At 39.3% G+C, this 13,850-nt stretch carries 13 protein-coding genes and 1 pseudogene; 7 read left to right on the top strand and 7 right to left on the bottom strand.

Going from position 1 to position 13,850, the window contains the following annotated elements:
* The first annotated feature begins 109 nt into the window (after positions 1-109).
* The 3 genes from ACG916_RS08335 (at position 110) to ACG916_RS08325 (ending at position 3,584) form a co-directional block, all read left to right on the top strand.
* Complete coding sequence (locus ACG916_RS08335; RefSeq protein WP_419328153.1) at positions 110-1,897, top strand: amidohydrolase; 1,788 nt, start codon at positions 110-112, stop codon at positions 1,895-1,897.
* A 29-nt stretch (positions 1,898-1,926) separates the two neighbouring features.
* Positions 1,927-2,697: a DUF4850 domain-containing protein gene (locus tag ACG916_RS08330; RefSeq protein ID WP_419328154.1), complete on the top strand. Its 771-nt coding sequence runs from the start codon at positions 1,927-1,929 to the stop codon at positions 2,695-2,697.
* A 440-nt stretch (positions 2,698-3,137) separates the two neighbouring features.
* The gene (locus ACG916_RS08325) at positions 3,138-3,584 is read left to right on the top strand and encodes an Mpo1 family 2-hydroxy fatty acid dioxygenase (RefSeq protein WP_419328155.1); all 447 of its coding nucleotides are present in this window, start codon (positions 3,138-3,140) and stop codon (positions 3,582-3,584) included.
* 50 nt (positions 3,585-3,634) lie between these two features.
* On the opposite strand, the gene ACG916_RS08320 is transcribed toward ACG916_RS08325, so the two are convergent.
* The 6 genes from ACG916_RS08320 to rpsB form a co-directional block, all read right to left on the bottom strand.
* Entirely contained in the window at positions 3,635-3,949 is a 315-nt protein-coding gene (locus ACG916_RS08320; RefSeq protein WP_004820009.1) for a branched-chain amino acid transport AzlD family protein, read from the bottom strand.
* The gene (locus tag ACG916_RS08315) at positions 3,946-4,692 is read right to left on the bottom strand and encodes an AzlC family ABC transporter permease (RefSeq protein ID WP_336953898.1); all 747 of its coding nucleotides are present in this window, start codon (positions 4,690-4,692) and stop codon (positions 3,946-3,948) included. The genes ACG916_RS08320 and ACG916_RS08315 overlap by 4 nt, the downstream gene beginning before the upstream one ends.
* A 122-nt stretch (positions 4,693-4,814) precedes the next feature.
* On the bottom strand, positions 4,815-5,636 hold the full coding sequence (locus tag ACG916_RS08310; RefSeq protein WP_004722023.1) for an AraC family transcriptional regulator: 822 nt from the start codon (positions 5,634-5,636) through the stop codon (positions 4,815-4,817).
* A 136-nt stretch (positions 5,637-5,772) separates the two neighbouring features.
* Positions 5,773-6,333, bottom strand: coding sequence for a DUF3465 domain-containing protein (locus tag ACG916_RS08305; RefSeq protein ID WP_419328157.1), 561 nt, complete (start codon positions 6,331-6,333; stop codon positions 5,773-5,775).
* Between the two features lie 157 nt (positions 6,334-6,490).
* A complete protein-coding gene (tsf, locus tag ACG916_RS08300; RefSeq protein WP_004722025.1) occupies positions 6,491-7,366 on the bottom strand; it encodes a translation elongation factor Ts in 876 nt (291 codons plus the stop codon).
* 139 nt (positions 7,367-7,505) lie between these two features.
* Positions 7,506-8,258 (bottom strand): 30S ribosomal protein S2, encoded by a 753-nt coding sequence (gene rpsB, locus ACG916_RS08295; RefSeq protein WP_004722027.1) that lies wholly within the window; start codon positions 8,256-8,258, stop codon positions 7,506-7,508.
* 219 nt (positions 8,259-8,477) lie between these two features.
* Here rpsB and map point away from each other — a divergent pair, with 219 nt between their 5' ends.
* The 4 genes and pseudogenes from map to ACG916_RS08275 form a co-directional block, all read left to right on the top strand.
* Positions 8,478-9,305, top strand: coding sequence for a type I methionyl aminopeptidase (gene map, locus ACG916_RS08290; protein WP_336953900.1), 828 nt, complete (start codon positions 8,478-8,480; stop codon positions 9,303-9,305).
* Between the two features lie 329 nt (positions 9,306-9,634).
* A complete protein-coding gene (locus tag ACG916_RS08285; RefSeq protein WP_336953901.1) occupies positions 9,635-10,684 on the top strand; it encodes an OmpW family outer membrane protein in 1,050 nt (349 codons plus the stop codon).
* A 129-nt stretch (positions 10,685-10,813) separates the two neighbouring features.
* Entirely contained in the window at positions 10,814-12,040 is a 1,227-nt protein-coding gene (locus ACG916_RS08280) for an MFS transporter (protein WP_419328158.1), read from the top strand.
* Positions 12,041-12,308: 268 nt separating this feature from the next.
* Positions 12,309-12,422 (top strand): annotated as a pseudogene (locus tag ACG916_RS08275) (glutathione S-transferase); the annotation flags it as partial.
* 69 nt (positions 12,423-12,491) lie between these two features.
* Here ACG916_RS08275 and ACG916_RS08270 read toward each other — a convergent pair.
* Positions 12,492-13,736, bottom strand: a complete 1,245-nt coding sequence (locus ACG916_RS08270) for an NADH:flavin oxidoreductase/NADH oxidase family protein (protein ID WP_336953903.1) — start codon at positions 13,734-13,736, stop codon at positions 12,492-12,494.
* Positions 13,737-13,850 lie beyond the last annotated feature (114 nt).

The raw sequence follows: 13,850 nt of genomic DNA, 5'->3' as shown, positions 1-13,850 counted from the left end.
CATATCAAATCTATACGCAGATCACAATCTTTGCTAGTTTGAATAAAATAAACAATTCAATTCATCTGTTTTCAGCAATATTTAATAAAACAAAATTGGGGGATTATTCATGTTACAAATCAGCGTTCCATCAAAACTTGTCCATGCAATTGCACCCATCATCTGCGTAATTGGCCTTGGCTCGCTTAGCGCATGTACCACAATATCTCCAACAAACACGAATACACCCGCGGATCTTGCAACATTGACGCAAACAAACACGCTATTTTACGGTGGCTCAATTTTAACCATGCAAGGCATGTCACCCCATTATGTCGAAGCGCTCCTGGTCAAGGATGGAAGAATTGTCTTTGCAGGTGATTTAAAACAAGCGCAAAAGTTAAAACAAAAAAATACCCAAGAGGTTAACTTAAACAGTCATACCCTGCTGCCTGGTTTTATTGATGCACATAGTCATTTAAATAGTGTCGGTCTACAGCAAACTGTGGCAAATCTCTACCCTACGCCAGATGGTAACGTTTCAGATATTGCATCATTAATTCATGAACTTTCATTGTGGCAACAAAACAATCCTGACTTTATCAAAGCAACCTCAGGCTGGATTATTGGAAATGGTTATGATGACGCCCAAATTAAAGAAAAACGACATCCTACAGCAGATGATTTAGACTTGGTTTCCACCAATCACCCGATTATTGTTTTACATCAGTCAGGACACTTAGCCTCTGTCAATCATAAGGCTCTTGAACTTTTAAACATCAATAAAAATACCCCAAATCCAACTGGCGGGATTATTCGTCGTAAAGCAAATTCTCAAGAACCCAACGGTGTACTTGAAGAAGCTGCTGTTTTTTCAGCAATGGCAACTGCGTTTAGCAAAGTTCCACCTGAAATCATGCAAAATATGGCAAAAACAGCACTGAATACCTATATTAAAAATGGCTATACCACTGTACAAGAAGGTCGTGCAGATCATGGTACAGCTGAATTATGGCGAAGTTTTGCGGCCATCAATCAATTGAATATTGATGTCGTGGTTTATCCAGATATCATCAATGAAAAAGATTACATGCTGAAAAATGGCAGTAGTCTCAATTATCAAAATCATTTTAGAATTGGTGGGGTTAAAATCAGCCTAGATGGCTCCCCACAAGGCAAAACCGCATGGCTAACGCAGCCTTACTTCATCCCACCAGAAGGAAAAACTAAAGACTATCGTGGTTATCCAGCCTACCCAGATACAAAAATGGTTCAAGATGCAATTAATCTGGCTTATAAGAACCATTGGCAAATTCTTGCACATGCCAATGGTGATGCTGCAATTGACCAATATCTCGCAACTATTGAGACAGCCAATGCACAATATGGCCAAGCAGATCGCCGCAATGTGATTATTCATGCGCAAACCATGCGTGAGGATCAATTAGATCAAGCCAAGAAATTAGGGCTTATTCCTTCGTTCTTCTCATTACATACTTACTACTGGGGCGATTGGCATAAACATGAAACGCTCGGCGCAGAACGTGCCAACCGAATTTCCCCTACAGGTTCTGCATTAAGAAAAAATATGATTTTTACTGAGCACCATGATGCTCCAGTCATCCCTCCTAAAAATATGATGGTGATTGATGCAACCGTCAATCGTACCACCCGTTCTGGAGATGTATTAGGTGAGAATCAAAAAGTCAGTCCTTATATTGCATTAAAATCAGTCACAGATTGGGCCGCATACCAATACTTTGAAGAAAAAGACAAAGGTACCTTAGAAAAAGGCAAATTAGCGGATCTTGTGGTGATAGATCAAGACCCATTAAAAGTGCCCACTCAAAAGATTAAAGACATCAAAATATTGGCAACCTATAAAGAAGGTCAATTGATTTATCAAAGTCCCCAATAAGGATCAGTAAGGGATAGTCGAGATAGGACATGCTCAATTCGAAATTTTTAATCATACTATTGGGCCTAAGTGGTTTTGCTTATGGAGATATCGCTATTTTCAAAGCCACTTTTCCTGATCTAAAAACCAACCAAGCACCTCAGCCACAACACCAACTTGAACAACTTCCCCCAGCTACTCTCAGCAATAATGTAACAGTGGATACCTATATTGCAGCAATTCCCAATCCTTTTAACGATACAGGATTCTACAAAGATGATTCCATCTGTAAGATCAACAATACCCAACAAGTGAAATGTCAGTTCAGTTATACATTATCTGCGACTCAAGCAAAAAACTTTAAAATCATCTTGCTGCCGGGTATTGGTCCTGTACTTGTCCCCCTTTCATGGCAAGTGATCAGCACGGATATGGGACCTTCTGGCATTGCGTATGCTGTGCTGGCAAGCCGTAAAAAAGATGAAGCCATCACCATTTATAATTCATCCGCGTGTGCTGGCTGTGCCATGCATAGCGCAAGTTTGTATTTCCCCAATATCAAAAAGCTCAGTTTAGACAATGAATTTGGTGCCATTGAAGATAAAAATCACCTGTTAAACATCGTCAAAGCCAATAAAAATAAAGTATATTTTAGCTATCAAATTCCCAACTATCCCAATAAAACACATGGGATCGCCTATTATGCCGACGAAAGCGATGGCAACGATGTCACCAATTTTCAGGAAATCAAAGTCACACTTAAACCAGAACACCAAACATGGGCACGTAATATTTTAAATTTCTATCAGGCAACACATTGAAATCCCCTGACCAGCACTTATTTTTAATTAACCTGATTTCGATATAAAATTTTTGATGAAATATGATACGTGGAAACGTCATCCGCAACTGTCTGAGGCAGGACTTCATTCAAAAAAGTGTTATTTCTGCGATTCATTGAATGCGTTACTGGTGGTCGACGAGTTTTGCGGTGAGCAGCGATGTAGCTGCGCAAGATGGTTACCCTTGCGGAGCTTCGCTCCTCATCCCGAAAGAAAAGTAGGGCGAGCCGCAGGCTGATCCTGAAATTGAATGTAAGCTCAGCAAGACTCCGTCGAGATCATTGCTTTTCAATAAGTTAAAGATATAGTTAAGTCATACTCACGTTAATTAAAGCCGCTATTTTGACCAGAACATTATTCTGATTTATATTGTTTTCAGCAAAAAATAAATATAGCCAACCACATGCATGGAGCGCCAAATGAAAACAATCACCGAATGGTTCGATGAATATAGCGAAAGTCATCAAAACAAAACCAATAAAGCCATCCATTGGGCTTGTGTTCCCGCGATTTTATTTGCCATCATTGGGATTCTTGCACATTTTAGTGCTTTGCTTACGGCACTACTTCTAGTTCTAACCCTCGTTTTCTATGCCCGTTTAGATATTGTTCTTGCTGTAGCAATGACCGCATTAATTGCAGTCATGGCATGGATCATTTACTTACTCCCAGTCGGTGTTGGTTTCTATATTGGGGTATTTATTCTGGCTTGGATTGGTCAATTTTATGGTCACAAAGTCGAAGGTAAAAAGCCTTCTTTCTTTAAAGACCTTCAATTCCTCCTCATTGGCCCCGTATGGTGCGTGGATGCCTATCTTGGTAAAGTACTACCCAAATGGAAAACACGCCAGAAACTGGCTTTTTAGCGCAAATAAACCAGAGGGAAAATTCAATTCGGCTTTTCCCTCCATTTTCTTCAATTTAACAGATAAAATAACCCGTAAAAGCACAATAAACTTAAAGCTAAATTGACTAGAATTTTCTTAGAAATAAGTGCTAAAACAACACAGATCATTGCTGTTAAAAAATAGGCATCCAAAGGCAATGCACGCAATTGATCTCCATTAAAAAATACAATTGGGGCACAAATAGCGGTCAGCAAACATGGCGCTGAATACTGCAACATATTTCCAATCACACGAGGTAATTTCAGGGCGATTTTAGGTTCTAAAAAAAAGTAACGGTTAATCAATACAATGCCTGCCAAAGTTAACAATAAAGTCCATGTCATTTTGGTGCTCCTATGTTTGTTACTCCGACGATTTTTGCCGTACACATCGCACTAAACATTCCCAAAATCCCAGATAGCACAATGCCCGCTTCAAATTGAAAATATTTAAAAATACAGGCAGATACTAAGGTAAATATGACGCCCACTAAAGTTGCGCTACTTTTCACCATAGGCACAATAATCAAAATAAATACCGCAACAATTGAAAAATCTAAATGTAAGCTTTCTAAATTTGGAATTGATTTAGCCAGTACAATTCCCAATACACTAAATAGACACCAAGCCAAATAAAAACATAGCCCAGCACCAAACAGATAAGCAAAGTTGCGTTGTTTATCTTTGCCAATACCGACAGCAAACAGTTCATCTGTCAGCAAGAAGCCAATTAATATGCGTTGCTTAAACGGAAAACGACTGACATCTTGACGAAAATTAAGCGCATAAATTAAATGCTGACTGGTTAAGAAAAACACCGTAATCATAATCGTCAAGGCAGATGCATGTGACATGACTAAACCTAAACTTACCAACTGTGCTGCACCTGCAAATACAACAGCGGACATTGAGAACGCTTGTGCAAAGCTTAATCCAGCATTGATTGCCATTGATCCAGCCAGAATACCCCAAGGCAGTACGGCAATAGATAAAGGTAAAATATCCACCACACCTTGGAAAAAAGCCTTTTTATTTTGCATAGACTTCGGCTCAATGTCGGCAGTATAAGATTCAAATTGATCACTCATTTGCAAAATCCAAATCTAAGAATTTAAGCAGTATCTTATAAATGATCAGTGATCGCTTGGATGAAATTGCTATTTGGTGAGGGACTGTAGAACGTTTAAATGACTATTCCCAAATACATTTATTAAATATTTAATGTGCTTAAATATTGAGAAGGTGTAACCCCGACTGCTTTTTTAAAATGACGATTAAAATGACTTTGATCTGAAAAACCACTATTTTGAGCAGTCATTGCGATACTCTGCCCTTGTTTTAATAATTGGCGCGCTTTCTGTAAACGGACTTGAACCAACCAGCTATGCGGTGGTAAGCCCGTATATTTTTTAAATTCACGTAAAAAATGCCAAGGGCTTAATCCTACATATGTCGCCAAATCAGTGAGCGAATAATCATGCTCAGGAAAACTGCTTAATAAATCTTTGACTATTTCAACTTTCCGTTGTGCTTCTGGTAATTCAGCAGGTGTTAATTTGGCACGACCATAACGACTGATTAAGCGGGCTAAAGTGGATAAATACATACTCTCTTTCAGTAAAGTATTTTCTTTTTGTTCTAATAAATCAAAAAGTAAACAGAGTTGCTGTGCCAATCCAACATCTTGCACAACTGCTTGTGGGAACCACGGTACGCTATTTTTAACACTAAAAAAATCTTGCCCTGCATCTAACAACATTTCTGGCGTTGGATAAATTGCACGATATTTCCAGCCTGACTCGACAGCAGATGAACCTGTATGAATTTCATCAGCATTGACTAAAATAATGTCGCCCTTCGGTGCTGTATGTAACTGCCCAGTCCGATAAAAACTCTGTGCACCATCTTCAATCACACCAATACAATAACCTTCATGCACATGCTTTGAAAATTGCTTATGGTGATACTGTGCTTTTAACAACTCTAATCCACCCAATTCTTTTAGGTGAAAATAGCTTGCCCACTCCTGCATTTTTTCTATTCAGACTTTAGATAATAATTTAAAAATAGCATGTTTATAAAAAGCGTATAGAACAAAATTGCTATCTATACGATTAGACATGGAAAATACAAAGATCTTTTGTGCACATAAGAGAATAACCAATAGATTACTGATAGGTTTTTCCATTATGTTTTAGCCAACCATCTTGATGACGACGTTTTGGATCATGGTGTGTCCAATGCATTACACCGCCTTGATTACTATATTCATATTCGCCAAAAAATTCGACAGTATCACCTTTGCGTAAATTATCGATACGGGGTGCTAAATCAATATTATGCGCAACCAGTACAGTTAAGCCATTATCCAGTGCAAGAATAAATTTTTGATGACGTGAACCTTCATTATCATCACGCAAGACGGCTTTTACTCGACCAATCGATTGTACTTGAACATTACTGAGTTTTGCATCGTAGGCTTTTCGAATAACCTCAAGACCATTTTGATTTTGACTATTGGCAGACGGCTTATCTTTAAATTGGTTATCTTTACTTTGCTCATTCACATGCTGTGTATTGTCTTGTGAATGATTGTTTTGCTGATCGATCGATTCAACTTTAGAGGATTCAGTTGCTTGATTTTTTTGTTGATTAAGATCAACGCCTAGATAAGCTGCGACGATCACTGCGATTACAGCACCAATACCAAGTTGAGTTTTATTTGCCATAAAGTTTGAGTCTAATCAATGTTCATTGTGGAATTATAAAAGAATAATCTTTTAGATATGTATGAATTAATTCTTCTGAATCTACTTCAATTAAATTACAGACAAAAAAAACCCCTCTAAGGAGGGGTTTTCAATAATTATACTCAGTGAGTAAAAATTATTTAGCAGCCGCTTGAGCAGCAGCAACTTCTTCTGCAAAGCTCATTTCAGCTTTCTTCTCAATACCTTCACCTACTTCGAAGCGAACGAATTGAGCTACAGTTGTTGCAGTCGCTTTCAATACTTCAGCAACTTTTTTGTCGTTGTCGATTACGTATTGTTGACGCTCAAGAACAACTTCGTTCAAGTATTTTTCAACTGAACCAGTCACCATTTTTTCAACGATGTTCGCTGGCTTACCAGATTCAATCGCTTTAGCTTCAGCAATTTCTTTCTCTTTCGCGATAAGATCAGCAGAAACATCTTCAGCAGTTACAGCAACTGGGTTGAACGCAGCAACGTGCATTGCAATACCTTTACCAGTTTCAGCAGAACCTGTGTAAGAAACAACAACACCGATTTTTAAACCGTGTTTGTAAACTGCAAGGTTTTCACCTTCAACAATTGCAGCACGACGAACTTGGATGTTTTCACCGATTTTTTGAACAAGCGCAATACGAGCTTCTTCAACAGTTGAACCATCTTCAAGTTTCAATTCAGCAATTTGAGCAGCATCAGTTACACCAGCAGCAAGTGCAGCAGCAGCAACTTTCGCAGAGAAACCAGCAAAGTTTTCGTCTTTCGCAACGAAGTCAGTTTGACAGTTTACTTCTAAAAGAATTGCTTTATTACCTTCTTGAGCAATTGTGATCGCGCCATCAGCAGCAATGTTACCAGCTTTTTTAGCTGCTTTTGCTTGACCTGATTTACGAAGATTATCAATCGCTAATTCGATGTCACCGTCTGCTTCTGTTAATGCTTTTTTGCATTCCATCATTGCAAGACCAGTACGGTCACGTAATTCTTTTACCATGCTCGCAGTAACTGCAGTCATGTTGTTCTCCTAAATACGGTAGAATATGAATCTGTTCAACAAAAACGGCCCAAAGGTTCCTCTGGGCCGCTTTGCTTTCTCGACGCTCAATTTGTCATCATTTTAAATCACAAAAATGACAAGCTTGCGTCAAAACGCATTAAGCCTCAGGAGCTTCTTTCGCAGCTTCTTCACCTTTAGCTTGAGCATTCGCTTGAGTTTGAGCGTATTCTTTACCAGCAAGAATTGCATCAGCCATTGCAGAAGCATAAAGTGTAACAGCACGGATCGCATCGTCATTACCAGGAATAACGAAATCTACGTTATCTGGGTTAGAGTTTGTATCAACGATACCGATTACTGGAATACCAAGGTTTTTAGCTTCTTTAATCGCGATTGCTTCGTGATCAACGTCGATGATGAACAATGCGTCAGGTAAACCACCCATGTTCTTAACACCGCCTAAAGAGCGTTCAAGTTTTTCCATTTCACGAGCGCGTTCTAATGCTTCACGTTTAGTCAGTTTAGCAAAAGTACCATCTTGTGATTGAGTTTGAAGATCTTTCAAACGGTTGATTGACTGACGAAGAGTTTTCCAGTTAGTCAACATACCACCCAACCAACGGTGATCAACATAAGGCTGACCAGCGCGTTGAGCTTGTTCACGAATGATGTTAGAAGCAGCACGTTTTGTACCAACGAACAATACTTTGTTCTTTTTGCTTGCTAGATTGTTAACAAAATTCAAAGCATCATTTAACGCAGGAACAGTATGTTCAAGGTTGATGATGTGAATACGGTTACGCGCACCAAAAATGTATTGACGCATTTTTGGGTTCCAGAAGCGAGTTTGGTGACCAAAGTGCGCGCCAGCTTGAAGAAGGTCGCGCATGCTTACGTTGTAATCTGCCATTTTCTTTACCTTAAAAGTTTGGGTTAGGCCTCCATATGTCCGCATTCTCCACCCTTTCAGGCACCCAGAGTAATGTGACGACATATGTGCGGATTTTTAAATTACCCTTATCAATATTTCCATAAACCATTCACAAAGAAAGTCACAGAAAGCATTTGATAAATTGGGCGGCTATTTATACCATAGTCACATACAAATTTCCAAAAGTTTTTAAAGATCATGAACAGTACTTACGAAGCGCCACGTCGATTAATCAAAACCGCAGATGAAATTGAAAAAATGCGTGTTGCAGGTCGATTGGCTGCAGAAGTTTTGGATATGATCAAACCGCATATCAAACCAGGTGTCAGTACACTTGAATTGGATACGATTTGTCATGACTATATTGTCAACAAACAAGACGCTATACCTGCATGTTTAGGTTATGGCGCTGCGCCTGGTCGCCCTGCATTCCAACATGTGATTTGTACCTCTGTAAATCATGTGGTATGTCACGGTATTCCATCTGCAAATAAAATTTTAAAGAAAGGCGATATTCTCAATATTGATGTCACTGTGATTAAGGATGGTTATCACGGTGATACCAATATGATGTATGTGGTTGGTGGTGAAACATCGATTATTGCTGAACGTTTGTGTAAAGTTGCTCAAGAAGCAATGTACCGTGGTATGGAAACCGTGAAACCGGGTTCAACCATTGGTGATATTGGTGCGGCGATTCAAAAATATGTTGAATCAGAACGCTTTAGTGTAGTGCGTGAATATTGTGGTCACGGTATTGGTACCGTATTCCATGATGAACCACAAGTCCTTCACTATGGTCAACCTAATTCAGGCATGGTTTTAGAAGAAGGTATGACCTTTACCATTGAGCCAATGGTAAATGCGGGTGTTTGGCAAACACGTTTAATGGGTGATAAATGGACGGTGGTGACCAAAGACCATAGTCTTTCAGCTCAATACGAACATACCCTGCTGGTGACCAAAGACGGTGTAGAAGTTTTAACCGCGCGCCCTGAAGAAGATCTATCTCGTTTTCAAAAATAATGAAAGTCATTGACTAAAATGACTTATACTGCTTAACAAAAGGTCATGTTCATATGACCTTTTGTTATAACTTGAATTTTTCCTTTTCTGCCAAGTCAATGTTTTATCATTGTTTTTAACCGAGATCGTGACTTATTTTTAGCATGTAATATCATGACAATATGATTACAGTTATATTACATATATAAACTTATGATAAATAAAACATTAAAAAAAGAACATTCACTTAAAAAAAGCCTTTGTAAAGACTACATTAATTAACAGCAAAAACTTCTAATAATAAAAACGCATAAAAATTAGTATCAATTACGGACATGGAGTCCAAACCTATGAAAAAACCATTACTTTGCATCATGACCTCATGCATGACTTTACCGATGATGGCGCATGCAGATTCACCTTATTTTAGTCTTAAAGATGGTGATGGGTTTAAACGCTTTTCTGTTTCAGCAGGTTGGCTACATGCAATGCCACAGGGTAACGCTAATCCGATCAAAGTGAATACTGCCGTTGCAGAAGGAACACAATCTAAAGTAGGTGATATTTCTAAAAAGGCAGTTTTAGACGCAGCAGTTAAAGAATCCAATCCTTTTCTTTATGGTGCAATCGGCCTTTTGGGTGACACAATTCCTGGCGCTTTAACGGGCACAGCCACAGTCAATGGTCTATCCAGTTGGACCTCTGAAGGCACTGGTCTAACAGCAAAAGATGTGGATACTTTTGGCCTGATGGGAAACTACTACTTCACTGATAATCTTTCATTAGAGTTTAAAGCAGGTGTTCCACCTAAAGTTGAGATTGAAGGCGAAGGTCAAATCTATGCACCATTGACCGGTAAAGATTCTACACCACTTGGCAGTATTGACTTAAAAAAAGATATTGCGATTACTGATTTAACAAAACATTCAAAAGCAGCATCTGCAACTGCATGGTTGCCAGCGGCAGAACTACATTATCAATTTGGTAAATCTGGTGTGAATAAACTTCGGCCTTATGTGGGTGTAGGTGTCATGTATGCACATTTTACTCACCTAAAAGTCGATAATGGCGTAAAAGACGATCTGATTGCAGCAGGTCACATGATCCAGAACGTATTAGATGGACAGGCTGGAGCAGCATTAGATGGCAAAAAATCATCTGCAAATCCTGTAGTTAAAGTAGAAGCAGATGATGCTTGGGCACCTATGGCCACACTGGGTGCAACCTATGATTTTAATGATCGCTGGTTTGGAGTAGGCTCTGTCACTTATGCACCAATGAGTAGTGATGCGACCATTACCATTTCAGACTCAAATACCAACAAACAACTTGTTACAGCCAAAACCAAAATTGATATTGATCCTCTGATTACTTATGTCGGTGTGGGTTATCGCTTCTAAAAATTAAATTTATTTTCGTTAACATATGCTGACTGATCACTGAAATTTATCGATTGATAAATTTTTATTCTATCGCGAAGTCCCATTGAATCATCTACAATTCTCGCATGATGATTCAATGGATAGCTTATGTCAGCACTATACGACGACACACGTTTCTCTAAACCACTCATTTATATGCTCATCGGTAGTGCTTTTATCTTGGCACTCTCTTTAGGTGTACGTCACGGTTTTGGGCTTTATCTTGTACCCATGAGCCATGAGTTTGGTTGGAGTCATCAGGTTTTTAGTTTAGCCATTGCCATACAAAATCTATTCTGGGGTGCAGTACAACCTTTTACTGGTGCGCTTGCAGACAGATATGGCAGTAAAAAGATTGTTGCAATAGGCGGGGTGCTCTACACCATTGGTCTATTGTTAATGTCTATCAGTTCAAATGTGCTGTTACTAGATATCAGTGTCGGCTTAATTATCGGCTTAGCCCTCTCTGCAACATCATTCTCGGTATTACTTTCAGCCGTAGGACGAGCAGCGCATCCAAGCAAGCGTAGTATGGCAATGGGTATAGCCAGTGCGGCAGGTTCATTTGGGCAATTCATTATGTTGCCCACCACTCTACTTCTCATTAAGAACTTTGGTTGGTCATCTGCGCTGGTCATTACAGCAATACTCATCGTGCTGATTGTCCCATTGGCATGGATGCTTAAAGCGCCTATGTATGTACCGCCAAATGCAATTAAACAAGCGATAAAACCCAATTTAAGCTTTAAACAGATTCTTAAAATTGCCTTTCAGCATAAACCTTTTTTATGGTTAGCCTTTGGTTTCTCAGTGTGTGGATTCCAAGTGGTTTTTTTAGGCATTCACCTACCCGGTTATTTGATTGATCATGGTTTTGATGCATCCACTGGAACGATCTTTCTTGCATTGGTTGGTCTATTTAATATTATCGGAACCTATACCGCAGGTTGGCTTGGTGGTAAGTATTCCAAACCGCATCTGCTTATGGGTTTATATGGTTTACGTGGCGTTGCGATTGTTGCGTTTCTGATGCTGCCATTGAGTATTTGGACTGTTTACGCCTTTGGTATCGTTATGGGGATCTTATGGCTCTCGACTGTACCCCTAACCAACGGTATTGTAGCCAATATGTTTGGTGTAAAATACTTAACCATGCTAAGCGGTCTAGTGTTTTTCACTCACCAAATTGGTTCATTTTTTGGTGGATGGTTAGGCGGTTTAAATCATGATATAACGGGTAACTACAACATCATTTGGGGATGCTCAATAGCCTTGTGTATAGTCGGTGTTATTGTGCATTTCTTTGTCAATGAAGAGGCTGTGGTTAATGACTAACTCATTCTCGTGGTTCAAGCTCAGTATCTGGTTGGTTATTGTTATTCTGTTCGGGCTGTCAAGTATGCTGTGGTTAAATACGCCTGAATTATTTGAATATTTTAATATGGCTTTTTGTGCGCATTAACCCATTGTCCAATAGCTAGATTAATTGCTTTCTGTCAAAGCCCTAGCTGCTTTTAGGGCTTTGTTTTGTAATAATAAGCCGTTCAACATTTTTTAATTTAGACCTTGTTGAAACAAAGCCTGTTTTGAACCTCACCCAAGATATCAAAAGTTCACTGAAATTCAGCGCTATCTTCTGCAAATAGAAAGCAGACCCGCCTTTCAAACGGCTTTAGTGAAAGGACAATGGTCTGCTGACACATTTAAATCGTATTGATCTAAAGCAGACCAATAGCAACCTTAAAATCAATTTTTTAAGTCGCGACTACGCTTCTCCCAATCTTTATTAGGCTGATTTTCGCGAGTTTACTCGTCCTTGAATCACCGCTTTGATATTATTTTTTGCATAATTAAAGAAAACCTTGAGTGGAGAAAGCTTAGGATTTGGCTTCTTCCCTTCACCAATTGCTTTAAACTGAGCGGCATACCACAGAATTTCCATGATCGCCATTTTATCAACAAAGGGGATACCCGTTTTGATTTGTTCTACTGCATATCGAACATCCTGACCAGCAATCAAGTTGTTGCTGACTTCAGGTTCTACCGCAAGAGGACGTGCAATCCCAATAAATTCACACGCACCACTGTCTAAAGCCGCATTCATTCCTTGCGCTGTACGGAAACCACCTGTCACCATAAGATGACATTTGACTTCTTTACGAATTTTTTCTGCAAAATCCAAGAAATATGCTTCACGTGCAATCGTACTTTGCTTACGTTTATCCGCTTTTGCGCCTGCCATTGCCGGTGCTTCATAGGTACCACCAGAAATCTCAATCAGATCGATCCCTGCTGTATCAATGGCTTTAAATACTTGAACCACTTCTTCTTCTGTGATTCCGCCACGCTGGAAATCTGCAGAGTTCAGTTTGACTGAAATAATAAAGTTTTCTGAGGTTTTAGCACGCACTGCAGCATAAATTTCTAATAAGAAACGCATACGGTTTTCAATCGAACCACCCCATTGATCTTGACGTTTATTGGTCAATGGTGAAAGAAATTGACTGATCAAATAACCATGTGCACCATGTAATTGTACACCTTCAAATCCTGCTTTTTCACAGATCCGCGCAGCTTCAGCAAATCGTTGAATGATATCCAAAATTTCTGCTTCATTAAGTGCACGTGGTGTACCAAATGTCGTCGCCAACATTGGACTAAAAGGCACTGCTGAAGGCGCAACAGTTTCTTTATTGAGCCCTTTTGGACACTGACGACCTGGATGTGATAACTGAATCAGTTGTACCATCCCGTGCTTTTTACCCACATTTGCCCATTCAGTCAGTTTGGCAAGATCACGTTCAGTTTCAACTACAACAACACCCGGCTCATTCTTAGCACGGAAATCAACCATCACATTCCCCGTAATGGCACAACCCAAGCCGCCTTTCCCCCAAGCATCATATAAACCTAAATGCAATTGGTTCGGTTGCCCTGCATGGTTGGCCAATGCTTCACTCATCGCACCTTTAATAATTCGGTTTTTAAATGGTGTGTTTTTTATTTCTAATGCTTGTGCAAGATGGCTCATGGTCAAATCTCTTTAGTGATTAGAGCTTTTACTCTAATTTAAATTTATAATAGTTCAAGCGTAAATCTGACAATGCATTTTGTCAACTTTGTTAATGTGAATATTTTTTAAACT

Origin of the sequence: Acinetobacter legionensis, from assembly GCF_048552295.1 — a bacterium.
Taxonomy (GTDB): domain Bacteria; phylum Pseudomonadota; class Gammaproteobacteria; order Pseudomonadales; family Moraxellaceae; genus Acinetobacter.
The sequence above is the reverse complement of the archived record's forward strand: the minus strand, read 5'-3'. Positions and strand labels throughout refer to the sequence as shown.

What these genes read in the sequence shown, in the direction of transcription:
- ACG916_RS08310 (WP_004722023.1), bottom strand. Translation starts at nt 5,636, where the DNA reads ATGCAGGAGTGGGCAAGCTATTTTCACCTAAAAGAATTGGGTGGATTA.
- ACG916_RS08285 (WP_336953901.1), top strand. Translation starts at nt 9,635, where the DNA reads ATGAAAAAACCATTACTTTGCATCATGACCTCATGCATGACTTTACCG.
- ACG916_RS08325 (WP_419328155.1), top strand. Translation starts at nt 3,138, where the DNA reads ATGAAAACAATCACCGAATGGTTCGATGAATATAGCGAAAGTCATCAA.
- ACG916_RS08335 (WP_419328153.1), top strand. Translation starts at nt 110, where the DNA reads ATGTTACAAATCAGCGTTCCATCAAAACTTGTCCATGCAATTGCACCC.
- ACG916_RS08305 (WP_419328157.1), bottom strand. Translation starts at nt 6,333, where the DNA reads ATGGCAAATAAAACTCAACTTGGTATTGGTGCTGTAATCGCAGTGATC.
- map (WP_336953900.1), top strand. Translation starts at nt 8,478, where the DNA reads ATGAACAGTACTTACGAAGCGCCACGTCGATTAATCAAAACCGCAGAT.
- ACG916_RS08330 (WP_419328154.1), top strand. Translation starts at nt 1,927, where the DNA reads ATGCTCAATTCGAAATTTTTAATCATACTATTGGGCCTAAGTGGTTTT.
- ACG916_RS08270 (WP_336953903.1), bottom strand. Translation starts at nt 13,736, where the DNA reads ATGAGCCATCTTGCACAAGCATTAGAAATAAAAAACACACCATTTAAA.
- tsf (WP_004722025.1), bottom strand. Translation starts at nt 7,366, where the DNA reads ATGACTGCAGTTACTGCGAGCATGGTAAAAGAATTACGTGACCGTACT.
- ACG916_RS08320 (WP_004820009.1), bottom strand. Translation starts at nt 3,949, where the DNA reads ATGACATGGACTTTATTGTTAACTTTGGCAGGCATTGTATTGATTAAC.
- rpsB (WP_004722027.1), bottom strand. Translation starts at nt 8,258, where the DNA reads ATGGCAGATTACAACGTAAGCATGCGCGACCTTCTTCAAGCTGGCGCG.
- ACG916_RS08280 (WP_419328158.1), top strand. Translation starts at nt 10,814, where the DNA reads ATGTCAGCACTATACGACGACACACGTTTCTCTAAACCACTCATTTAT.
- ACG916_RS08315 (WP_336953898.1), bottom strand. Translation starts at nt 4,692, where the DNA reads ATGAGTGATCAATTTGAATCTTATACTGCCGACATTGAGCCGAAGTCT.